Source organism: Burkholderia sp. MSMB1589WGS (assembly GCF_001636105.1).
Lineage (GTDB): Bacteria > Pseudomonadota > Gammaproteobacteria > Burkholderiales > Burkholderiaceae > Burkholderia > Burkholderia humptydooensis.
This window is the reverse complement of record NZ_LNJT01000007.1, coordinates 1577652-1599722: the sequence shown is the minus strand read 5'-3', so window position 1 is coordinate 1599722 and position 22071 is coordinate 1577652. Positions and strand designations below refer to the sequence as shown.

Annotated in this window: 19 protein-coding genes; 8 read left to right on the top strand and 11 right to left on the bottom strand. The window is 66.5% G+C overall.

The annotated features are described in order from the left end of the window. Positions 1-181: 181 nt before the first annotated feature. Positions 182-1033, bottom strand: a complete 852-nt coding sequence (locus WT16_RS15265) for a M15 family metallopeptidase (RefSeq protein WP_063533626.1) — start codon at positions 1031-1033, stop codon at positions 182-184. A gap of 125 nt (positions 1034-1158) precedes the next feature. On the opposite strand from WT16_RS15265, the gene WT16_RS15260 reads away from it, so the two are divergent. Beyond that, positions 1159-2145: a hypothetical protein gene (locus WT16_RS15260; RefSeq protein WP_063533625.1), complete on the top strand. Its 987-nt coding sequence runs from the start codon at positions 1159-1161 to the stop codon at positions 2143-2145. Positions 2146-2315: 170 nt separating this feature from the next. Here the strand turns inward: WT16_RS15260 and WT16_RS15255 are convergent, their stop codons facing one another. From WT16_RS15255 to WT16_RS15225, 7 genes are all read right to left on the bottom strand, one after another. Further along, complete coding sequence (locus tag WT16_RS15255; protein WP_063533624.1) at positions 2316-3764, bottom strand: TolC family protein; 1449 nt, start codon at positions 3762-3764, stop codon at positions 2316-2318. After that, complete coding sequence (locus WT16_RS15250; protein WP_063533623.1) at positions 3761-5968, bottom strand: peptidase domain-containing ABC transporter; 2208 nt, start codon at positions 5966-5968, stop codon at positions 3761-3763. The genes WT16_RS15255 and WT16_RS15250 overlap by 4 nt, the downstream gene beginning before the upstream one ends. 14 nt (positions 5969-5982) lie before the next feature. Further along, on the bottom strand, positions 5983-7251 hold the full coding sequence (locus WT16_RS15245; RefSeq protein WP_006029400.1) for an HlyD family efflux transporter periplasmic adaptor subunit: 1269 nt from the start codon (positions 7249-7251) through the stop codon (positions 5983-5985). Positions 7252-7884: 633 nt separating this feature from the next. Beyond that, positions 7885-8115: a hypothetical protein gene (locus tag WT16_RS15240; RefSeq protein WP_006029401.1), complete on the bottom strand. Its 231-nt coding sequence runs from the start codon at positions 8113-8115 to the stop codon at positions 7885-7887. Positions 8116-8219: 104 nt separating this feature from the next. Next, positions 8220-8456, bottom strand: coding sequence for a hypothetical protein (locus WT16_RS15235; protein WP_009913733.1), 237 nt, complete (start codon positions 8454-8456; stop codon positions 8220-8222). A gap of 244 nt (positions 8457-8700) precedes the next feature. Then, the gene (locus WT16_RS33710) at positions 8701-8931 is read right to left on the bottom strand and encodes a hypothetical protein (protein WP_043283300.1); all 231 of its coding nucleotides are present in this window, start codon (positions 8929-8931) and stop codon (positions 8701-8703) included. Positions 8932-9435: 504 nt separating this feature from the next. Beyond that, positions 9436-11586, bottom strand: coding sequence for a M1 family metallopeptidase (locus WT16_RS15225; RefSeq protein WP_063533622.1), 2151 nt, complete (start codon positions 11584-11586; stop codon positions 9436-9438). Positions 11587-12189: 603 nt separating this feature from the next. On the opposite strand from WT16_RS15225, the gene WT16_RS15220 reads away from it, so the two are divergent. From WT16_RS15220 to WT16_RS15205, 4 genes are all read left to right on the top strand, one after another. After that, entirely contained in the window at positions 12190-12696 is a 507-nt protein-coding gene (locus tag WT16_RS15220) for an LEA type 2 family protein (RefSeq protein WP_041861572.1), read from the top strand. Positions 12697-13063: 367 nt separating this feature from the next. Further along, complete coding sequence (locus tag WT16_RS15215; RefSeq protein ID WP_063533621.1) at positions 13064-14182, top strand: acyltransferase; 1119 nt, start codon at positions 13064-13066, stop codon at positions 14180-14182. 197 nt (positions 14183-14379) lie between these two features. Then, the gene (locus WT16_RS15210; protein ID WP_063533620.1) at positions 14380-15519 is read left to right on the top strand and encodes a class I SAM-dependent methyltransferase; all 1140 of its coding nucleotides are present in this window, start codon (positions 14380-14382) and stop codon (positions 15517-15519) included. A gap of 133 nt (positions 15520-15652) precedes the next feature. Further along, positions 15653-16549 (top strand): SAM-dependent methyltransferase, encoded by an 897-nt coding sequence (locus WT16_RS15205; RefSeq protein ID WP_015602379.1) that lies wholly within the window; start codon positions 15653-15655, stop codon positions 16547-16549. Positions 16550-16621: 72 nt separating this feature from the next. Here WT16_RS15205 and WT16_RS15200 read toward each other — a convergent pair whose 3' ends face one another. After that, a complete protein-coding gene (locus WT16_RS15200) occupies positions 16622-17227 on the bottom strand; it encodes a DUF1415 domain-containing protein (RefSeq protein ID WP_063533619.1) in 606 nt (201 codons plus the stop codon). A gap of 53 nt (positions 17228-17280) precedes the next feature. After that, the gene (locus WT16_RS15195; protein ID WP_063533618.1) at positions 17281-17925 is read right to left on the bottom strand and encodes a TetR/AcrR family transcriptional regulator; all 645 of its coding nucleotides are present in this window, start codon (positions 17923-17925) and stop codon (positions 17281-17283) included. Between the two features lie 159 nt (positions 17926-18084). Here WT16_RS15195 and WT16_RS15190 point away from each other — a divergent pair, with 159 nt between their 5' ends. From WT16_RS15190 to WT16_RS15180, 3 genes are all read left to right on the top strand, one after another. Next, positions 18085-19368, top strand: coding sequence for an MFS transporter (locus WT16_RS15190; protein ID WP_063533617.1), 1284 nt, complete (start codon positions 18085-18087; stop codon positions 19366-19368). A gap of 176 nt (positions 19369-19544) precedes the next feature. Beyond that, positions 19545-20150: a nitroreductase family protein gene (locus WT16_RS15185; RefSeq protein WP_015601509.1), complete on the top strand. Its 606-nt coding sequence runs from the start codon at positions 19545-19547 to the stop codon at positions 20148-20150. Positions 20151-20463: 313 nt separating this feature from the next. Continuing rightward, positions 20464-21726 (top strand): Hsp70 family protein, encoded by a 1263-nt coding sequence (locus WT16_RS15180; protein ID WP_009913728.1) that lies wholly within the window; start codon positions 20464-20466, stop codon positions 21724-21726. A 75-nt stretch (positions 21727-21801) separates the two neighbouring features. Here WT16_RS15180 and WT16_RS15175 read toward each other — a convergent pair whose 3' ends face one another. After that, positions 21802-22005 carry a cold-shock protein gene (locus WT16_RS15175; protein WP_015602160.1) on the bottom strand — a complete coding sequence of 68 codons (204 nt, stop codon included), beginning with the start codon at positions 22003-22005 and terminating at the stop codon, positions 21802-21804. Positions 22006-22071 lie beyond the last annotated feature (66 nt).

Sequence of the window (22071 nt, the reverse complement as noted above, 5' to 3'; positions counted from 1 at the left end):
ACGTCACGTTGTCGCGACTGCGTCTGGAGAGAAGAAGGGCCGCCGTAGCGGGACGTGCGACGGCATGCTCGCGCGCGGTGCGCCCATCGAGCGTCGCGCGTCGATCGAATGAATGCCGGATTGTGATCCCGTCGCGATGTCTGGTAGCCCCATGCCGCCCTCATTATTCACTGCTCGTCCTTCATCGAGCGGACGAGCGCCCGAGCTTGAAGCCGGGCTTATGGTATTCGACGTGTCCGAGGTCCATCATTTTCCATCGGCCACCCCAGGTCAAGCCGACCTCTTCGGCGACTTGTCCGTACAACTGATAGCCTCGCATGGCCCACGGATCTTTTTCCGAGATGACGAGCTTGCCGTCGCGCAGGAACGCGTTGTCAGCCGCCAGTCCGTATTGGTGATAACTCTGAAACGCCGCCGCATTGGTGACGTTGCCGCCCATTTGCGCCAATCGGTTTTGCCGCTCGGGGCTGCGGTAGCCTTCGAGCAGCGCCATTTCATAGCCGTGCTGCTCGCGCATGATCTTGTAGACGAGCAGCAGGCGCGTTCTGAAATCGGTGTCGAGCAAGTTCCAATCGCGGCTTGCGTCCTTCAGCGCGGGCCTGACCTGCTCGACCTCGCGGGTGGCGAAGACTTCGGGCGGCAGCGGCAGCGGCGGAACGAGCTGCTCGCCTTTTAAAAGCGCGGCGATTTTCTCGTCCGGGACGCGCAATGTATCGTCGTATTGGAATAGTTGCCGACCGCGCAACGCGATAGCAATCAATGGAGGCGTCGCAAGAATACCTGTCGTGGTCGCAATCAGCAAGCGCCGCCGCACTAGTAAATTTTGCATGTCGCTTAAAGTCGAGCGCGACATTTTTGCCGATTGCGCAAGACGTTCGCGCGCACGGGCCGCGCGATCGGATGCGCGCCGGCTGATTCGGCCATGAAATTGGGCGACCGAATCGAATACCGTCGCGCGCACTGCCGGCAATAACAGCAGCGCCGCAGCGAGGACGGCGACGGCGAAATAGGCGACTAGAACGACGGCGATCAAAGAAAACCCCGGAATATGGAATCGATTGTAATTTGCAATGCTTGATCTTAGAATCAGGCCTGCTTCCGCGTAGGCCGGGACAATATTATTGCGGCGAATTAAACCAGGATTCAACGAGACACTGAATGAGCGCGCCGGACGATTCGAATTCGAAAGCCCCGCCTAGCCTGCTTTCTTCCGATGCCGGCAAAGAGAGCGGCGCGAACAACTCGCGTATTCTCGCGAATCTTGAAGGCCGCGTCTCCCCCCAGACCGAAAACGCGCCGCGTTCGCGCAAAGGGCCGATCGCGCTTGTCGCGCTCGCCGTCGTCGCGGTAGCCGGGTGGGGCGCATGGCGATTGCAGCAGCCTTCCGCTGAATCGGCCGAAGTCGCGTCGGCGTCGGCGCCCGCCGTCGCGGCGGCGGGCGCGAGCCACGCCGTGCCGGCGAGCGCGGCGCAGGTTGCGCAGGCATCGGCGCCGCAGCCTGCGACGATCGTCAATGACGACAGTGTCGCGAGCGATGCGAAGCCGGCCGCTGCCGCTTCGGCGGGCGGCGAGAGCCGCCTGTCGCGCGCGCTCGCGAACGGCGCGTCCGACGTGTCGACGACCGGGGCCATCGCGGGCGCGACGGCGGCCGCGGCTGCGGTTGCAGCAGCGAAGCCGGCGAAACGCGGGGAGAAGAGCGAGGCGAAGAGCGCCGCCGCGAAACAGGACAAGCAGGACGCGGCGCACGCGAAGGCGGAGGCCGCGGCGCGCAAGCGCCACGAAAAGACCCAGACCGCGGAAGCCGCGCAAGCGAGAAAGCCGCGCCGCGAGGCCGCTGCGAAGAAGAACGGGAAGGACGATCCCGACGCCGATCTGCTCGCCGCGCTCGTCGCGCGCACGAAGCCGGCCGACGCGGCGAAGTCCGCCGATGCGGCGAAGTCGAGCGCAAACGCGACGCCGAAGAAGGCCGCGGCGGCGGCGGCAACCGCAACCGCATCGGCCGATGCATCGCTTGCTGCGCGCGTGAAGGAGTGCAGCGAGCGTGGTTTCTTCGAGGATCAACTGTGCCGCTGGCGCGTGTGTGAAAACCACTGGGGCAAAGATCCGGCGTGTCCGACTTCCGCGACGCAGAACCGCCAGCCGTGACGTGATGCGCGTGACGCGAACGCGTCGCGCTTTCGGTCAGCATCTCTCGCCGGCCTTTCAATCTTGCGTTTTTCCGCGCCGATGTCGAATCGCGGCGCGCGTCTCGGCATCCGGCAGTCGCTTCGTCATTCCGGGCGTGAACGCGACGCCGCCGCCGCATTCACGTTCTTTCAATGCGCGGACCACAGGCCGATGCTGCCGAGGCTCGCCGCGAGCTTGAGCCGCGCAGTCCGCCATTTCGATATCGCCTGCACGCGTTGCTTCTGCGCGTCGGCGAGCGCCGTCTGCGCATTGAGCAGCTCCGTGAACGTGCCGACGCCCGCCTTGTAGCGGCCACGGGCGATGTCGAGCGAGCGCTGCGCGTCGCCGAGCAGGTCCTTCGAGTTGTCGAGATTTGCGGTGTCGGTCTGCAGGCTCTGGTAGCTCTTCCATACGTCGAGCGATACGTTCAACTCGGTGTTCCGCACATCGGCTTCCTGCGCGTCGGCCTGCGCCTGCGCGGCCGCGACGCGGTAGCCCGACGCGAAGCCCTCGAAGAGCGGAATCGTCACCTGCACGCCGATCATGCTGCCGTGGCTTGCCGTGGTCTGGAGGTCGGGCTGCTGCTGATAGGAGGGACTGTTGCGGCTGAGGCTGCCGGTCAACGAGATGGTCGGGCGGCCCTGCGCGCGCACCGCGTCGATGTTCGCGCGCGCCGCGTCGAGCTTCGCGCGCGCGGCGACGAGCTTCGGATGCTGCCGCTTCGCTTCGTCGATCAATTGCGCGATGCCTTCCGCGAATTCGTTGCGGTCGACGGGCGGCTCGGCGGTCGCGATCTGCAGCGGCGTGTTCGCGTCGAGCCCCATTGCGGCCGCGAGCGCGCCCGTCGCGTTTCGCACGTCGCCCTCGGCGCTCACGCGGTCGAGCACCGCGCGGCGGTAGCTCGTCTGCGCCTGTAGCCGATCGCTCAGTGTGCCGGCGCCGGCGTCGTGCTTCGCCTTCGCCGCGGTGAGGCTGTCCTGCGCGACGCGTTCGGTCGTGCGTGCCGCGTCGACGGCCGCCTGCGCGTCGCGCAAGTTGTAATACGCTTGCGCGGCGTTGAAGAGGATCGTCTGCAACGTGTCGTCCTGCGTCGCGTTGGCGGCGGCGAGGAGTTCGCGCGCCTGCCTGAGCGCCGCGCTGCGCTTGCCGAAATCGAACAGCACCCAGCTCAGGTTCAGCGCGCCATAGCGGCTCGTCTGAATCTGCGATTGATCCACCGATGCCGATTCGATGCCGTTACTGACTTCGTAGGTAGTCGTTTGCCAATTGCGCTGGATGCCGCCTGTGGCATTCAGCGTCGGCAGATAGGCGGCTTCTTTCACGCCGACCTGCGCCGCCTGCGCGCGTGCGTCCGCCCACGCGCGCCGCGCCTGCGGGTTCGCGCAGATCGCCTGCAGGATCGCGTCTTCGAGCTCGATCGGACGGCTCGCCGCTTCGGGCTGGCATGTCGCGTTCTTCAGCAGAGGTGCGGCGGGCGAAGCGGACACATTCTTTCGGGTTCCGTAAATATCGAGCCATTGCGCGTGCGCCGCATGCGACGCGAAGAGCGCGAGCGCGCCGACCATGACGAGAGTGCGTGCTGGCTTCATCGCGATCATCGCCCCGTGATCGGTTGCGTCGCAGCCGGCGTGGGAGCGGCGGCCGGAGCGGGCGTCGCGGCCGGCCTCGGCGCTGCGGCGAGCGCGGCCGTCGGCTTGTCGAGCGCGACCTTGCCCGCGTCGAGCATGATCACCCGAGACGCGGACGCGATCGTCTCCGGCCGGTGCGCGACGATCACGCGCGTCATCTTCAGCGCGCCGACCGCGGCGTTCACCTGCCGCTCGCGCTGCAGATCGAGGTGGCTCGTCGCTTCGTCGAGCACGAGGATCTTCGGCCGCTTGTAGAGCGCACGCGCGAGCAGCACGCGCTGCTTCTGCCCGCCCGACAGCACCGTGCCCATGTCGCCGACGAGCGTGTTGTAGCCCATCGGCATCGCGACGATGTCCGCGTGCACGGCCGCGAGCTGCGCGCATTCGGCGACCCACTTCGGATCGGCGTCCGGATCGAAGAAGCTGATGTTGTCGGCGATCGAGCCCGCGAACAGCACGTCGTCCTGCAGCACGGTGCCGACGAGCGAGCGCAGCCGTTCGAGCCCGAGGCGCTCGACGTCGACGCCGCCGATCCTGATCTTGCCGCCCGTCGGCTCGAGGATGCCGAGCAGCACGTTGACGAGCGTCGTCTTGCCGCAGCCCGACGCGCCGATCAGCGCGACCGACTCGCCAGGCTCGATCTTCAGCGATACGCCGTCGAGCACGGCCGGCTCGCCTTCGGCGTAGCGGAACATGAGGTTGTCGGCTTCGATGCTCGCGGAAAGATTCTCCGCTTCGCCCGGCACGTGGCGCACGCCCGCGTCGGATTCGCCCTTTGCGAACACGATGTCGGAGAGCCGCTCGCCCTGAAGCTGCAGCACCTTCACTTCGAAAAACTTGTCGATCAGGCTGCCGACGCGGCTGTCGAACTGCCCCTTGTACGCGTTGAACGCCATCAGCACGCCGACCGTGAATTCGCCGTCCATCACGAGCCGCGCGCCAAGCCAGATGATGACGAGCCCTTCGAGGCCGAACAGCAGGCCGTTCAATTGCTGATACAGCAGTTGCAGCTTCTGCGCGTGAAGGCCCGCGTTGATCTGCTCGACGAGCAGCGTGAGCCAGCTCGAACGGCGCTCGGTCTGGCGATTGAACAGCTTGATCGTCTTCACGCCGCGCACCGTTTCGAGGAAGTGGCTCTGCTGCTTCGCGGTGTGAATGATCTGGTCTTCCGTCGCGCGGCGCAGCGGCCGGTACCAGAGCCAGCGCAGCAGCGCGTACAGCGCCATCGTGCCGAGCGCGACGAACGCGAGCGTGCGGCTGTAGACGAACATCATCGCGAGCGTGACGATCGTCATCAGGCCGTCGATCACCGCGGACAGGAACGATGTCGTCATCGTCTGCTGGATCGTGTCGATCGAGCCGAAGCGCGACACGACGTCGCCGAGATGGCGGCGCTCGAAATATTGAACCGGCAGATTCAGCAGGTGCGTGAACACGTTCGCGCGCCACTGCACGTTGAGCGTCGTGCCGAGATACATCAGCGCCCACGCCCGGATCGCGCTCGTCGCCTGTTGCATCAGCAGCAACAGGCCGAAGCCGAGCGCGAGCACGGTCAGCAGGTCGCGATCGGCGCTGACGATCACTTCGTCGATCACCCATTGCAGGAAGAACGGCGAGACGAGCGTGAACACTTCGAGCGCGATCGCGAGCACGAGGATCTGGCCGAGCGAGCGCGACAGCCCGGACACGGGGCCGAGCAACTGGCGCAGCTTCACGGCGGGCGCAGCCTCGCGCGGCTTGAAGCTGCCCGTCGGCCACAGCTCGAGCGCGACGCCCGTGAACGAGCGCGACGCTTCGTCGAACGACAGCTTGCGCACGCCCTGCGCCGGATCGTGAATGATCACGTGCTTGCCGCTGATCTCCTTCAGCACGACGAAATGGTTGAAGTTCCAGTGCAGCATGCAGGGCACGCGCAACTGGCCGAGCTGGTCGAGATCGAGCTTCAGCGCGCGCGTGCCGAGGTCGAGACGCTGCGCGATGTCGATCACGCGGCCGAGGCCCGCGCCCTTCAGCGACACGGGGAAGCGCGCGCGCATCGTTGCGAGGTCGACGTGATGGCCGTGAAAGCCGGCAACCATCGCGAGACAGGCGAGGCCGCATTCGGCCGCTTCGGTCTGCAGGATCATCGGCAGCTTGCTGCCGATGCCGAACGAGAGACGATCGAGGAGTGACATAGGCTTGGAGCGCGTCAGAGTTTGCCCGTCAGGCTGTAAAGAGGTTCGAGCACCCATTCGTACAGGCGGCGGCGTTCCTGCAGGACGTCGGCCTGCAGCGCCATGCCGGCCTGCAGCGGCTGCGCCCGGCCATATGCCATCACGCTTTGCGACTTCAGCGCGACCGTGATCCGGTAGTACGTGCCGCTCGCCGTCTGCGCGGCGGGCCCGCCGCTCGTCGCGAGCTCGGCCGCCGACAGCGCGGTGCGCGCGATCGACACGACGCTCGCTTCGTACTGGCCGAACTTCTGATACGGATACGCCTGATAGCGCACGAGCACGCGATCGCCGACGTGCACGAAGCCGACCGCCGCACTGGGCACGAACAGATACGCCTGCCAGTGCGCGCCCGTCGGCACGATGCTCGCGAGCGGATGCGACGTGTCGGCCGTCTGGCCCGGCTCGGCGATCACCGCGGTCGCGGTGCCCGTTTCCGGTGCGGTGACGACGAACTCGCGCTTCGCTTCGCTTTCGATCAGCGTGCGATCGACGTCGATCACGCTGCGGTCGATCTGCGACAACTGGTTCTGCTGCTTGAGCGACAGCCCCGACAGATCGTTGAGTGCCTCCTTCAGCGCCTGCGACGCGCTCGCGCGGTCGCGCATCAGGCTGTTCAGCTTCGAGCGCTGATCGAGCAGATCGGCCTGGCGCTGTTGCGCCTGATCCTTCGAGATGTAGTCCTGAGCGAGCAGGCCGGCGTAGCGCGACGCGGCGTCGGCCGCGATCGACGTGCGCGTGCGTTGCGCGGCGATCTGATCGTCGATGCCTGCGAGTTCCGCGCGCAGGCTCGCGATCTTCGATTGCAGCGTGTCGCGCTCGTCCTGTTGCAGGCGACGGGTCTTGTCGAGTTCCTGTTGCAGCGATGTCTTGCGTTGCTGCGCCTGCTCGATGAGCGCGGCCTGCGTCTGTCCCGCGGCCGCGCTCTGCAGGTCGGTCGATACGGTATAGAGCACCTGTCCTCGCGTCACGTGCTGCCCTTCGACGACGTTCTTCTTCAGCACGACGCCCGTCTGCTGCGCATAGACCTTGACGAGGCCCGTGTCCGGCGTGAGCACGCCGTCGACCGTCGTGCGCCGCGTATAGGTGCCGAACGTGAAGAGCAGGATCACGCCAAGCGCCATGCTCGCGGCCGCGCTCGCAAGCACAGCGAACGTCACGGGGCGGATCAGCACGATCTCGCCGAGCGTCTGCGTGCGCTGCGCTTCCTGGGCGGCCGTGCGAAAGAGTGGAGTGTTGGGCGTCATGGAGGACTGCCGAAAGTAACGTGTAGATCGTCGCGAAGCGGGGGCGCGCCGTGCTCAGGCGGTTCGCGCGCCGCGGCCGGCGGGTGCGCGCGCCGCGTCGATGGGGCGCGCGCTGCGCGCTGTGACTTCGATTCGTGCTCGAGTCGATTCGTGCATGTCTGGCTCGTCATGGATGTCGTGACGATGTCCCGGCGAACGGAGCCGCGATGCGCAGGCGGCGTTCGGCGTTTCATCGACGAATCGTCCGCGGCGGCCACTCGCTGAAAAGCGCGGCGGCCCTGGCCTCGGATGCGGACGATTCGAATTCGTTGGCGTCGCATCAGAAGGTATCGGAGCCTGGTCGAACAGGAAAGCGCGTTGGTCTACGTTTTGACGATATTTGAAATCTTTCCCCCAGCGCGCCGGACGATTCGAGCGGAAAGCGATCGGCTTGGGGATGTCGGGCGCGGTGTCCGCGGGCTGCGGATCGCGCATGCGCCGGATATGGCGTGTGGCGGCGCAGGCAAGGTGAAATCGTTCGGCATGCGTGCCCGGCGACGGGGCCGGACACGCACTCAGCATGACTAACTAAGCCGTCGACGCCGGAGGATCGTTCGGCGCGTCGGCTGCGATAGTCGTCGCGTGGCGACGCGATCAGTTGCCCGTCAGCACGCCCTGGATGATGCCGACCGTGCTGGTCAGCGCGCCGGCGATGCCGTCGACCGTGTGCGTCAGGATCGCGCCTGCGCTGTCGGTCAGGTTCGCGCCGAAATTGTAGGCCGATTGGCCGAGCAGCAGCACTTCGTTGCCGATCGCGCCAACCAGGTTGGTCAGGAGCGAAGCGCCGCCGACCATGGCGATTTCTTGTTGATTGAGTTCTTGCATAGTGAATCTCCGAATGATGTGCAGGTGGCTGGAAAATCCATCGAGCGGCCGAGACAAGAAGAGAGGGATCTGCCGGCGCTCAATCGATCATCGATGTGGTGGTGTTACGCCTTCGGGCCCGTGATGATGCTCGCGAGGTTGCCGAGCGTGCCGCCGACCAGCGTTTCGCCGATCTGGACCACGCCCGTCGCGAAGCCGACGAGGTCGCCCGTCAGGTTCGCGCCGAGGTCGTACAGCGCGCCGCCGTAAGCGCCGATCAGGCCCGTGAGGCCGCCGATCAGGCCGCCGCCCACCGTTGCGCCGCCGACGAGATCGATCTCTTGCTGGTTGAGCTCTTGCATTGCCTTTCTCCAAGTAATTGCCAGATGGCCCATCTGGCGGGGCAGATCTGCGACGCCGTTCACGCAGCGCTGCAAATCAATCCGGTCTTCGGTCATCGCTCGTCGCGGTGAGCGGATCGATGCGCGGCGCGCCGATCCGTCCGCGACGCCCGATGACCGAGTCGTCCTTGCGCTCGGCGCATCGTCGATTCGGATCGCGATGCGCCGGATGCGTGATCCACGCTGTGTTCCTCTGCCTTCGTCGTCAATCGGCCCCCCGAACTTGCTCTTGGATGAATAGCAACGTTCGTTCGTCGTCGGGCATCGCGATTCGATCGTCGACGAACGGCGCCGAGCCGCAGGCAACGCGCGTCGACCGGTTGCGGCGCGCCTGCCGTGCGGCGCGTCGCGCGATCGAGCGAATGCGATTGCGCGGGTTCAGCGAATTCACTAAGACGCGGCGGCATGTTTCGATGCTCGCGTTGTCGTGACGCAATTATCGAAGGTCGGTTTGAACTGTTAAGTTCGGTAGCGTACTCATCAACGAGGTGCAGTTCGTCCGTTTAATCGGCGTTTAAAGCGCGCCTGAAAAACACGATGAAATGCTTATAAAGATCGAATGATTCGAGATCAGGTGGGGCGGGCTGCGGACGAGATCGAGAAGCCGTTTGCGCCACGCCGGAAGTGTGGTTGGCGAGCAGGCGGTGGACCGATTGGATTTGCTTTTCGTCCAGGAAATTGTCAAATGCTTTAAAGATTCGGCGCGCCGAATGAGGGTATTGTGTACGCCCGATTACCGATTATTTGAAATGACCGAGTACGGACATCGTTTCGAGGCGTCGTTCGAACGTCGATTTCGACGGGACAGCGAAGATAAAAACGGGCCTCCGATCGGAGGCCCGCATGATTTGCTTCGCATCGCGAATCATAGCCTTGCCGCTTCTCCGCCGCCGTATGCACGCCGCGGCGGCGGAGTCGAGCGGCGACGTTCGCGAACCGCTTATTCCGTCCGCTGTTGCCGCGGCGTGAACTCGCCCTGGTAACGCAGTTGCGGGCGTTCCTTCGGCGTCTCGAGGATCGACGGCACCTGACGCAGCTTCATCGCGGCCGGCGAATTGATCGACGAGATGCTCGTCTCGCGGGAAGGCGGCGCGAGATTCGACGCGACGAGCAGCGCGGCCTCGCTCTTCAGGTTCAGCAGCAGCACTGGGTCCGTCGACGCATTGATCTGCGTGAGGAGCGCGCTCCACGCGGCATCGCTGTAGTTCGTCACGTAGTAGTCGAACCCGCTCGGATTCGCGACGACGGCCGAGCAGCCGTCGAGGCGGATCTGTGTCTGCGTATCCTTCAGCGCGAGCGTCTTGCGATTGACGAGGCCGTCGCCGAACGCGAGCGTGACGGGGATCGTCCACTGCGCGCCCGGATACTTGTTCTTGTTCGGGAACGGCGACTGCTTGAGCGTCACGACATTCTGGTTCTTCGTCAGATCGCATTGCGTGTCGAGCGTCAGCAGCGGCACGCCCGTCTGGCGCACGAAGCTGTCGCCGATCGGGCCGACCTGCTGGCCGCTCGCGGCGGAGAGCGCATCCCACAGCCGCTTCGGCGTGCCGTTTCCGAACGCATAGTCGTTCAGATACTGCTGGAGGCCCTTGCGCAGCGTCTGTTCGCCGAGATAGCCCTCGAGCATCTTCAGCACCATGCCGCCCTTGTTATAGACGAAGGAACTCGCGCTCACGACGAAGTCGTTCGACGCCCAGCCGTTGAAGTTCGGCTGAATCGGGAACGCGTCCGTGCTGATGTCCTTGTTGATCACGCGATACTTGGACCTGACGTGATCGAGCCAGTTGAACTCGTCCGGGAAGAACTGGATCGTCGTCTTCGTTTCGAAGAAGCGCGCGAACGATTCGTTCAGCCAAACGTCGTCCCACCAGTCGGTCGTCACGAGATCGCCGAACCATTGGTGCGCGACTTCGTGCGTGAGCACCTGGTTGCCGTAGCGCGACATCGGCTTGCCCGGTTCGGGCAGGATGTCGTCGGCGAACTCGAGAATCGAGCCCCAGTTCTCCATGCCGCCGAAGTTCAGGCCCTTCTGGTCCTTGAACGCGTCGTTCGCGGCGACCGTGTCGAACTTCTTGAGCGGCAGCGTAATGCCGGTGTAGCGATAGTAGTAATCGAGCGCCTGCTTGGTGCGCTGCATCGCGGGGCGTGCCCATTCGCGCATGCCGGGCGGCGTGAAGATGCGCAGATGCAGGCCGCGGCCGTCCGGCAGCGGGCTCGAGAAGTCGTCTTCGAGCACGTCGAACAGGCCGCCGCCGAAGAACAGCAGATACGACGGCATCGGCGGCGTCTTCTCGAATGACACCAGCTTGTAGCCGCCGCCGACGTTCGCCGACGGCAATTCGGCCGCATTCGACACGACGCGCCATGCCTGCGGCACTTCGGCCGTCACTTCATAGGTCGGCCGGAACGCGGGCTCGTCCCAGCCCGGGAACCATTGACGCGACAGGTTCGTTTCGCCCTGCGTGAGGATCGCGCCGCTCGTCGTGCCGTCGGTGCTCTTCAGGTCGACGCGGAAGATTCCTTCGGCCGCCGAGCAGCCCGGATACGGATCGTTGCCGCAACTGCCGCCCGTGTGATTGACGGGGTCGTCGTATGACTTGAAGTTGATGATCCCTTGCCACTCCATATGCAGCGAATAGTTGCCCGGGGCGATCTGGCCGCTCGCGGGACGCAACTGATAGAAGTCGCCCTTGTCCTGCGGCGTCGCGACCAACTGCACGTTGCCGGGCTGCAGCGTGGTCTTGCCGTTCGTGAACTGGATCCGGTGGCCCGCGACGACGATCGCGTTGACGGGCTTGAGCACCTTGATCTCGACATCCGCGCGGCCGCTGAATTGATTCAGGTCCGCGTTCGGGCGGAACCAGAGCTTGTAGTTGACGGGCACGACGGTGTCGGGCATTTCGACGGGCTTCGTGCTCTTGTCGACCGCGTTGGCGGGCGCGGCTGCGTTGCCGTTCGCGCCGTTCGACGGGCTGTGCGCGGCGCCGAGCGACACGGCCGAGCCGGTGCCGCCGTCGTCGCCGCCGCAGGCGGCGAGCGCGAGCGCGCCGAGCAGGGACAGATATCGCAATCTACGATTGTTTATCCACATACTGAACCTCGAATTGAAAAGAAATCGTCCGGTCCTGCATGAATTCGACGGGCAATAGTTCGCCTCCGCCGTCAATCGACAGCGAAATGAATTACCCCGGTTATATTTGAAAAGACTGCAGGATTCTTACGTGAAGTTAATCATGATTGGGTGCCCCCTTTTGATTCTGGTTTGTGAATGATGGCCGGTGCGGCGGAACGCGCGCCCGGCGGCCTTCGTCGCCTGTACATTCCCATGTGGCGTGGCGAAGGCCATCCGCCCCTCTCCAGGCGGAACGTCAGCTTCGTCAAGCTGCTTTAAGGAATGTCAGGCAATTCGAAAGATGGCTCAATATACTTGATGGATTAACGTAAAGGAATCAAAAAAAATTTGATGAGAGGCGGCTTTTCGATTTCTTCCTCCAATTTCATTTTCGGAATGTTTAATCCGCGAATGGTGCTAATTGAATGTTCGTAGTGCGCGCACGGGGCATGCGGGAAGTCGCTCGGCGAACTACGAAAGGTGGGAGTTGCGTGCCGGGCGGCACGCGGGCGGTTCCGCGGGCGTCGTGCGGGCGCTGGTTAAAATGGCGGCTCCCGCGCCCTGTTTCGAGGATCGTCGTCGATGCATGTCTGGTACCGCTCCCGCTCGTTCGCTGGACTATTGTTTGCCACGCTCACCGTGCTGCTCGCGCTCGGCGGATGCGCGGCGCTGACCGCGCATGATCCCGTGCGCGTGAGCGTCGTCGGTATCGAGCCGCTCGTCGGGCAGGGGCTCGAAATGCGCTTCGACGTGAAGCTGCGGCTGCAGAATCCGAACGACGCGCAGATCGACTACGACGGCGTCGCGCTCGATCTCGAACTGAACGGCCGGCCGTTCGCGAGCGGCGTGAGCGACGCGCGGGGCTCGGTGCCGCGCTTCGGCGAACAGGTGCTGAGCGTACCGGTCACGGTGTCCGCGTTCTCGGCCGCGCGGCAGGCGTTCGGGCTCGCGGACGTGACGGCATCCGGCAAGCTGCCCTACGTGCTGCGCGGCAAGCTCGCGGGCGGAATGTTCGGCAGCGTGCGCTTCACCGATTCGGGCACGCTCAGTCTGCCGGCGTCGTCGGGCGGGTATGGCGGTGGCGATTGAGCGAGCGTGACGCGAGATTCGCGGACGACCGCGCCTTTCGGCAGTCGTGATTCGCTGACGAGCGGAGGAGCGTGCGCCGAGGCGCGCGCATGGCGATGCGTATCTCGCGCGCGACGCGGTTCGTCATGCGGGCATGCGTCCGCGCCTTCTGCGCCGAGCGGAGCGTTTACCGGGCCGCACACGACGTCGCCCGGCTGATCGATCCCGCTGGTCGCGCGCCGCTGCGTGCGGTGCCGCACGGAAAGCGCGCGCGCCGCGCGGTACGGTGTGGTGACGAGGCGGCGATGCCGCTCGGCGCGCACGCATGCGTCGAGTCTGCGCGCGTCGCCGTTTCGCGCGCAGCGCCAGCCGTACGATCGATCCAGCCATGTCCGATTCCACCAGCCCGAGCCGTTTCGCGCACGTCGATGCAATGCGCGCCGTCGCCGTGCTGTTCGTCATGTGGACGCACTACGCGGAGCTGTTCGACAGGCTCGCAGCCTCGCAGCACGTGCTGGACGCGGTGCAGCGCTCGGTGAATTTCGGGCGCATCGGCGTCGTCATCTTCTTTTGCATCAGCGGGATGCTGATTCCGACCAGCCTGCGCGGCGCGCCTTCGCAGGGCACGCGCCGCTTCGTCGTGCGCCGTTTCTTTCGGCTCTATCCGGCATTCTGGCTGTCGCTGCCGCTCGGCTATCTCGTGTACTGGCTATTGTTCGGGCTGCGAATGGACGCGTCCGGCCTGCTCGCGAACGTGACGATGATCCCGACTGCGTTTGGCCGCGATCCGGTGATGGGGCACTACTGGACGCTCGAAACGGAGCTGTACTTCTACGTGCTGTGCGTGCTGCTGTTTCGCGCCGGCGCGCTGCATCGCATGCGCGACCTGTGCGCCGTTTGCGGGGGGCTGTGCGTGCTCTTCGTCGTCACGTCGGCGCTCAAGATCGTTCCGGCGAGCGCGCTCGGCCAGTACAAGGGGATGCTCTATCACCTCGCGATCATGTTCTGGGGCGCGTGCTTCAGGCAAGCGTATGAGACGCCGTCGCAGACGTTCGAATGGATGCGCGGCCGCCGGCCGCTCACGTATCGCGCGGCGACCGTCGCGCTCGCGCTCTTCATCGTCGCGATCTCGCTGTTGATGGCGGCGGCGAACTGGCGGCACGGCGACTTCGTGCACATGTCGGCGTCGTTCGGCTACGTGTTCGGCATCGCGATTTTCGTTGCGCTAGCAACTGTATTGAAGATTCGGCTGAGGCTCTTCGCGTGGCTCGGCGAGATCAGCTACTCGATCTATCTGCTGCACGGCATTCCGCTGTATCTGTTGCTGTGGGCGTGCGAACGATACGGGATCACGGACCTGCCGCTTAGCTTCTACATGGCGTTGCCGGTCCTGCCGGCGATCGCGCTGTCGTGGGCGAGCCATCGGCTCTGCGAAGCGCCGTTCGTGCGCTTCGCGCATGCGTTGACGCCGAAGCGCCGCACCGGCGCCGCGCCGGCGAAGGTCTGACGAAAGCGGACGCTGCGGGCGGCATGTGCGGCGCGGCGCTCGACGAGCGGCGATCGATGTGGCGACCTTGGCCGCGCAAAAAACCCGCACGTCGCCAGCGCGCGCCCGGCGCTTTTTTGCCGGCCGGCGCAAAGCGCGGTACTGTGTCGTCCGCGGCGCGTCGCGCCGCCCGTCGACTCAACGATTCCCGATTCCTCGTGACTGCCTTTCCCGAATTTCATTGGACCGACGCCGACGGCGTCGAGCACGTAGTCCGCTGGCGCTCGGAAGCCGGCTCGCCGCCACCGCGCCGCGCGGTCGTGGCCAACGACCGCACGACGGCCGACGTCGCGTATCGCCTCGCGTGCGAAGGCACGGCGCTCGTCTGGCAAGGCGATTTCCAGAACGCGCGCCAACTGCTGCAGGCGCTCGCGCGCCGCGTCGAGCGCAAGCCCAAGAAGGTCAACAAGCCCGCCGCGACGCCCGTCGACGCGTTCAACCTCCACCGGATGGCGCAGGCGCAGCGCGCCCGCACGCTCGGCATGCTGCTGATTCCGCTCGAAGCCGATTATTCGATCGCGCTGCGCCGCGCGCCGGATCTGCGCGCCGCGTGCGAGGAGGCGTACGGCGCGGGCGGCGAGCGCTCGATCGCGTCGCTGCGCGAGCTGCTCGGCATCGTCGGCGCGCACGAATGGCGCAAGAAGGGGGTGCCGATCGCCGCGCTCGGCGGCGAGCGGATTCATCCGCACTACGGCGTGTTCTCGCCCGTGCGCGGCGAGTACGTCGAGCTCGTCGCGCGCGCGCCGCTGCCGTCGACATCGCTTGCGTTCGATATCGGCGCCGGCACCGGCGTGCTGGCGGCGGTGCTCGCGTCGCGCGGCGTCGAGCGCGTCGTCGCGACCGATCAGGACAAGCGCGCGCTCGCGTGCGCGGCTCGGAACGTCGCGCGGCTCGGCTACGCATCGCGGGTCGAGGTCGTCGAAGCCGATCTGTTTCCCGACGGGCGCGCGCCGCTCGTCGTCTGCAATCCGCCGTGGGTGCCCGCGCGGCCCAGCTCGCCGCTCGAATATGCGGTCTATGATCCGGACAGCCGGATGCTGAAGGGCTTTCTCGCCGGGCTCGTCGCGCATCTCGCGCCGGGCGGCGAAGGCTGGCTGATCCTGTCGGACTTCGCCGAGCATCTCGGCCTGCGCACGCGCGAGGAATTGCTCGGCTGGATCGAGGCGGCGGGCCTCGTCGTCGTCGGTCGCGACGACGTGAAGCCCGCGCATCCGAAGGCGTCGGACCCCGCGGACCCGCTGCATCGTGCGCGCGCGGCGGAGACGACGTCGCTCTGGCGGCTCGCCGCCCGCAACTAGCGGGCCGCGCGCCGCACGCTCGCCGGGGCGGCCCGGATGGTTTTCGGTAAACTGTGACGCTTCCATGCACGCCTTGACGCCGCCCACCGCCGCCCGACCCCCGGTCCGGGTGGCCGCGCCGGCCCGCTTCCCGATGTCGACCAAGACCTACGAAATCCGCCCGAACCAGTCGATCGAACTGCTGAAGGAACTGCACATCCTGACGCGCGACGGCAAGATGAACCAGGACAGCCGCCGCAAGCTGAAGCAGGTGTATCACCTGTTCCAGTTCATCGAGCCGCTGCTCGCGGACGTCGCGCGGGAAAAGGGCGGCGTGACGCTCGTCGATCACGGCGCGGGCAAGTCGTATCTCGGCTTCATCCTGTACGACCTGTTCTTCAAGGAGCGTCCGCACGCCGGCTCGCACATCTACGGTATCGAAACGCGCGAGGAGCTCGTCGCGCGCTCGACCGAGCTGGCCGCGCGGCTCGGCTTCGGCGGGATGTCGTTCCTGAATCTGTCGGTGGCCGATTCGATCGCGTCGCCGAAATTGCCGGAAACGGTCGATGTCGTCACTGCGCTGCATGCGTGCGACACCGCGACCGACGACGCGATCCGCTTCGCGCTCGCGAAGCGCGCGCGGCACATCGTGCTCGTGCCGTGCTGCCAGGCGGAAGTCGCGGGCGTGCTGCGCAGGAACAAGGGGAAGTCGCTCGCGAGCGCGCTGGCCGAAGTGTGGCGGCATCCGTTGCACACGCGCGAGTTCGGCAGCCAGATCACGAACGTGCTGCGCTGCCTGCAGCTCGAGGCGCACGGCTATCAGGTGAGCGTGACCGAGCTCGTCGGCTGGGAGCATTCGATGAAGAACGAACTCATCATCGCGCAATACAAGAACCTGCCGCGACGCAAGCCGAACGAGCGGCTCGGCGAGATCCTCGACATGTTCGGGCTCGCGGAGCTGCGCGAGCGCTTCTTCGCGCCCGATGCGCGGACGGCGGGCGATGCGCACGCCGAGCCGGCCGCGGCGGATTCCGGGCAGCCGCGCGCGTGATCTCCGGCGCGTGACGCGCCATTCGCTGCGCGCGAAGCGAAAGCGTTCGGCGGCGTGCCTTCGCGCTTCGCGCTACCGCGTTTCTTCCTTGCCTTCGTTCTTGTCTTCGCTTTCGCCTTCGCAGGGCTGCGCCATCCAGTCGCGCCAGCCCGCGTGGCCGAGGCGGCGCATCGTCGCCTGATTGCGTTCGTAGATGTCGGCCGCGTCCGGGAACGCGTCGGCGGCGCGCTCGATGCTCGCCTCGCGCAGCAAGTGCAGGATCGGATACGGCGCGCGGTTCGTGTAGTTCTCGATGTCGTCGGGCTCGGTGCCGTCGAACCGATAGTGCGGATGGAAGCTCGCGATCTGCAGCGTGCCGTCGAGGCGCAACTGTTGCAGAAGGCGATCGGCGAACCACAGCGCGTCGTTGTAGTCGAGGAAATCGTCGAACGTGTTCGGAAAGATCAGGAGCGTCGTGTCGATTTCGTCGGGATCGGCGGCGTCGAGGCGGCGCAGCTCGCTTTCGAGATCCGTCAGCGCCGCTTCGAGCGACGTCGCGCGGCTGATCGCGTAGCGGATCTGCCGCTTCACGTGGACGCTTTTCGCAAACGGGCACAGATTGAGCCCGATCACCGCGCGCGTCAGCCAGTGGCGGGTGGCGGCGAGGATGTCGGCGTCGGGCGGAGAGACTTCGGTCATGGCGGAAACGGCGTGGCGATCAAGCCGCGATTTTAGCGGGCCGGGGCGGCGCGTCACGCGCACGCCGCGTCGATCAACTGCCGCGCGACACCCGGCGCGCCGCCTATCGGGGACGCGCCCGGCCGGTACGTCTGGCTCGCCGCGTAAATGCCCTCGATCAGCAGCGCGAGCGCGCCGGCGAGCGCCCGCGGCTCGCGCGCGCGCGCCGCTTCCGACAGCGCGACGAGCCGCGCCATCAGCCGATCCTTGTTGTCGGCGACCGCGCGCCGCGCCGGATGATCGAGATCCGGAAATTCGGTCGCGACGTTGACGAACGGACAGCCTCGGTAGCCCGGCTGCGACGCGCGCTGCGCGAGGTCGTCGAAATACTGGACGAGCTGCGCCTTCGGATCGCCCGGATGCTTGGCGACGCTCGTGTCGAGGCGCTCGAAGAAGCATGCGTCCATTCGATCGAGGTATGCGAGCACGAGTTCGTCCTTCGACGCGAACTGTCGGTAAAGGCTCATCTTGTTGACGCCCGCGCGCTCGACGACCGCATCGACGCCTACCGCGCGAATGCCTTCCTGATAGAACAGCTCCTCGGCGGCGCGGAGCAGGTGCTGCTGCGCCTGCGCGCCCGCGACCTGGGTGCCGCGCGTGCGGCGGCCGGCCGGTTGGGCGGCGCTCTTGGCGGCAGTTTTGGCGACGGTGGTGGCCATGTTCGATCCCGACTGCGAAATTGAATGCTTGACATGTTACCGAGCAGTCACTAGGATCGCAACCACTTGTGACTGATCGGTAACAATGATCGGCGCATCTTCCCCTCAACCACCGGCGCGCCGACGGGCTCGGCGCGGCCGGCGTCAGGAGTGAAACGAATGAACTGGGCGGCAAAGCGGATAGGCGGGCGTTTCCATTACGGCTGGCTCGCGGCGGCAGTGGTGTTCCTGATTCTTCTCGCGGCGGCGGGCACGCGCGCGACGCCGAGCGTGCTGATGGTGCCGCTCGAGCACGAGTTCGGCTGGAGCCGCGCGTCGATCTCGCTCGCGATCTCGGTGAACATCGCGCTCTACGGGCTGACCGGACCGTTCGCGGCCGCGGCGATGCAGCGCTTCGGCGTGCGGCCGACGATTCTCGCCGCGCTCGTGGTGATGGGCGCGGGCGTCGCGTTGTCGTCGATGATGACGGCGACGTGGCAGATGGTGCTCGTCTGGGGCGTGATGGTGGGCGGCGCGACGGGCGTGGCGGCGCTCACGCTGTCGGCGACGTTCGTCGCGCGCTGGTTCGTCGCGCGGCGCGGCCTCGTGATGGGGCTGCTGACCGCGAGCTCCGCGACGGGCCAGCTCGTGTTCCTGCCGATGCTCGCGGCGATCGCGCAACACCACGGATGGCGGCCCGTCGTGCTGACGGTGGCGGCGGCGGTGGCGATCGCGGTGCCGCTCGTCGCGCTGCTGCTGCCGGAGCGGCCGTCCGACGTGGGGCTGCGCCCGTACGGCGAGCCCGCGAACGCGCCGCGCGCGGACGACGGCGCGAAGCGCAACCCGATCGCGGTCGCGTTCGGCACGCTCGCGACCGCGTCGAAGACGCGGGACTTCTGGCTGCTGTTCTTCAGCTTCTTCATTTGCGGCGCGAGCACGAACGGCTACGTCGGCACGCACCTGATCGCGATGTGCGGCGACTACGGGATGACGGAAGTGCAGGGCGCGTCGCTGCTCGCGGCGATGGGCGTGTTCGACCTGGTCGGCACGACGATGTCCGGCTGGCTGTCCGACCGCTACGACAGCCGCGTGCTGCTGTTCTGGTATTACGGGCTGCGCGGGCTGTCGCTGATCTATCTGCCGCACGCGTTCGGCATCGATTTCTTCGGGCTGCCGCTCTTCGCGGTGTTCTACGGGCTCGACTGGATCGCGACCGTGCCGCCCACCGTGCGCCTCGCGACCGACGTGTACGGCAAGGACGCGGCGCCCGTCGTGTTCGGCTGGATCGTCGCGGGCCACCAGCTCGGCGCGGCGTTCGCGGCGCTCGGCGCCGGCATGCTGCGCGCGAGCCTCGGCACGTATACGGTCGCGTCGATGATCTCGGGTGGGCTGTGCGTCGTCGGCGCGCTGATCGTGTTGCGGATCAATCGCGGGGCGGCGCGGGTATCGGCGAGCGTCGCGTGATCGGCGCGGCCGCGCCGCGCCCGGAGCGCGGGCCGGCGAGCCGCGCCCGGCCTCCCTTTGCGCAAACGCCGATTTGCATTTGCGCGTCCGGTCCGGCAAGTTTGCCGACAAGCGGTTATGCTGGCGTATCTGTTCCGGGCGACCGAGCCCTTTTTTAAAAATTGGTGAGGAAACGCATGTCCGTCAAACCCGCTCCCACTTCTGTTTCGATTCATGAACTGATCGCCGGCCGCTGGAGTCCGCGCGCGTATTCGAGCGAGCCCGTCAGCGCCGAGCATCTGCATGCGGTGCTCGAAGCGGCGCGCTGGGCGCCGTCCGCATACAACGCGCAGCCGTGGCGCTTCATCGTGTTCGACCGCAGCAAGGACGAGGTCGCGTTCAAGCGCGCGTTCTCGACGCTCGTGCCGTTCAACCAGGGCTGGAACGCGCCCGCGCCCGTGCTGATCGCCGTGACCGCGCACACGCTCACGTCGAAGGGCGAGCCGAGTCCGACGGCGCTCTACGACGCCGGCGCGGCTGCGATGTCGCTCGTGCTGCAGGCGCACGCGCTCGGTCTTGCCGCGCACCAGATGAGCGGCTTCGACGTGAAGGCGTTCCGCGACGCATTCGCGATTCCCGCCGACGTCGAGCCGCTCGCGATCATCTCGGTTGGCCACTACGGCGACGCCGACAAGCTCGAGCCGGTGCTGCGCGAGCGCGAACGCGCGCCGCGCACCCGCCATCCGATCGGCGAGGTCGTCTACGCGGATGCGTGGCAAAAGCCGTTCTCGTCGGTGGCTTGACGTAACGAAACGCATGTCCGGCGCGCGCGGCGCGTTGCCGATGGGGGGCGATTGCGTCGATCGCGGCCCTCGGTGACGAGCGCGCCGGGCCGCCGCGCGGCTTCCAAAGCCGATACGCGGCGGAGCCTTCCCGCCCCTTCGATCCTTCCCCGCCGCGCCCGTCCGCACCGCCCTGCGCCGTCCCGCCTGCGTCGGCCGTTCACCCACGCCCCGAGCCTCGCCCGCATCCGTTCGCGCCCCGGTTGTGACGCGCGGCGGTTTCGTGATAAAAAGCCGGTCCTTCCGTTTCCCACCGCTGTCCGGCGGCCCGCCCATGACTTATTGCGCGATCGACTTCGGCACGTCCAATTCCGCGGTCGCGCTGCCGCGCGGCGGCGGCGCGACCGGGATGCGGCTCGCTCCCGTCGAGGGCGAGCATCTGACGCTGCCCACCGCCATCTTCTTCAATACCGACGAAGGGGCCCGCGAGTACGGCCGCGCGGCGCTCGCGTCGTACATCGACGGTTTCGACGGCCGCCTGATGCGCTCGATGAAGAGCATCCTCGGCTCGCCGCTCGCGGAAACGACGACCGATCTCGGCGACGGCTCCGCGATCGCGTACACCGACGTGATCGCGCTGTTCCTGATGCATCTGAAGCAGAAGGCCGAGGCGTGCGCGGGCGGCGCGATCGGCCGCGCGGTGCTCGGCCGCCCGGTGTTTTTCGTCGACGACGATCCGCGCGCCGACCGCCTCGCGCAGCAGCAGCTCGAGGCGGCCGCGCACGCGGTCGGGCTGGCCGACGTGCAGTTCCAGTACGAGCCGATCGCGGCCGCATTCGATTACGAATCGCGGCAGGACGCCGAGCGGCTCGTGCTCGTCGCGGACATCGGCGGCGGCACGTCGGACTTCTCGCTCGTGCGGGTCGGCCCCGAGCGGATGCGCCGGCTCGAGCGCAAGGGCGACGTGCTCGCGCATCACGGCGTGCACATCGCGGGCACCGATTATGACCGGCGCGTCGAGCTGTCGGCGGTGCTGTCCGCGTTCGGCTACCGCGCGCTCGATCCGGAGGGCCGCGAGCTGCCGAACCGGGTCTATTTCGATCTCGCGACCTGGCACCTGATCAATACCGTCTACACGCCGAAGCGCATCGGCGAGCTCAAGCTGATGAAGCACCTGTACGCGGACGCACGCCATTTCGATCGCCTGCTGCGCGTCGTCGTGCAGCGGCTCGGCCACGCGCTCGCCGCGCGCGCGGAGGAGGCGAAGATCGGCGTGTCGGCGGGCGGCGAGACGATGATCGATCTGAACGATGTCGAGGAGGATCTGCTGATCGCGTTCGACGCGGATCAACTGATCGACGCGAGCCGCGACGAGACGGCGCGGATCGTCGATGCCGCCCGCGAGACGGTGCGGCTCGCGGGGATCGCGCCGCCCGACGTCGGCGCGCTGTATTTCACGGGTGGCTCGACGGGGCTCGCGTTCCTGTCGGGCGCGCTCGCGGCGGCGTTCCCGGATGCGCAGCCGGTGTACGGCGATCGCCTTGCGAGCGTCGCGACGGGCCTCGGCATTCATGCGCAGCGCGTGTACGGCGGCTGACGCGTCGCGCGCCGGACAAAACAAAGCCCCGCCGAAGCGGGGCTTTTCACTGTGCTGCGAAATCTCGCGCTGCGCTTACAGCGGCTTGATGTTCGCTGCCTGCTTACCCTTCGGGCCGATCTTCTCTTCGAACTCGACCTTCTGGTTCTCTTGCAGCGTCTTGAAGCCGTCGACGCGGATTTCAGAGAAGTGCGCGAAGAGATCTTCGCCACCGCCTTCCGGCGTGATGAAACCAAAACCCTTGGCGTCGTTGAACCACTTGACGGTACCGATTGCCATAACTTGTTCCTAAAAATGTAAAACAGGGCCAAAGCCCGGGGAGCGCATGAAAATCAAGGAAGGGGG

Coding starts and splice junctions, on each gene's coding strand:
- WT16_RS15180 (WP_009913728.1), top strand. CDS start 20,464: ATGACTTATTGCGCGATCGACTTCGGCACGTCCAATTCCGCGGTCGCG.
- WT16_RS15235 (WP_009913733.1), bottom strand. CDS start 8,456: ATGCAAGAGCTCAACCAGCAAGAGATCGATCTCGTCGGCGGCGCAACG.
- WT16_RS15205 (WP_015602379.1), top strand. CDS start 15,653: ATGTCGACCAAGACCTACGAAATCCGCCCGAACCAGTCGATCGAACTG.
- WT16_RS15225 (WP_063533622.1), bottom strand. CDS start 11,586: ATGTGGATAAACAATCGTAGATTGCGATATCTGTCCCTGCTCGGCGCG.
- WT16_RS15185 (WP_015601509.1), top strand. CDS start 19,545: ATGTCCGTCAAACCCGCTCCCACTTCTGTTTCGATTCATGAACTGATC.
- WT16_RS15200 (WP_063533619.1), bottom strand. CDS start 17,227: ATGACCGAAGTCTCTCCGCCCGACGCCGACATCCTCGCCGCCACCCGC.
- WT16_RS15255 (WP_063533624.1), bottom strand. CDS start 3,764: ATGATCGCGATGAAGCCAGCACGCACTCTCGTCATGGTCGGCGCGCTC.
- WT16_RS15220 (WP_041861572.1), top strand. CDS start 12,190: ATGCATGTCTGGTACCGCTCCCGCTCGTTCGCTGGACTATTGTTTGCC.
- WT16_RS15195 (WP_063533618.1), bottom strand. CDS start 17,925: ATGGCCACCACCGTCGCCAAAACTGCCGCCAAGAGCGCCGCCCAACCG.
- WT16_RS15260 (WP_063533625.1), top strand. CDS start 1,159: ATGAGCGCGCCGGACGATTCGAATTCGAAAGCCCCGCCTAGCCTGCTT.
- WT16_RS15250 (WP_063533623.1), bottom strand. CDS start 5,968: ATGTCACTCCTCGATCGTCTCTCGTTCGGCATCGGCAGCAAGCTGCCG.
- WT16_RS15175 (WP_015602160.1), bottom strand. CDS start 22,005: ATGGCAATCGGTACCGTCAAGTGGTTCAACGACGCCAAGGGTTTTGGT.
- WT16_RS15240 (WP_006029401.1), bottom strand. CDS start 8,115: ATGCAAGAACTCAATCAACAAGAAATCGCCATGGTCGGCGGCGCTTCG.
- WT16_RS15190 (WP_063533617.1), top strand. CDS start 18,085: ATGAACTGGGCGGCAAAGCGGATAGGCGGGCGTTTCCATTACGGCTGG.
- WT16_RS15215 (WP_063533621.1), top strand. CDS start 13,064: ATGTCCGATTCCACCAGCCCGAGCCGTTTCGCGCACGTCGATGCAATG.
- WT16_RS15245 (WP_006029400.1), bottom strand. CDS start 7,251: ATGACGCCCAACACTCCACTCTTTCGCACGGCCGCCCAGGAAGCGCAG.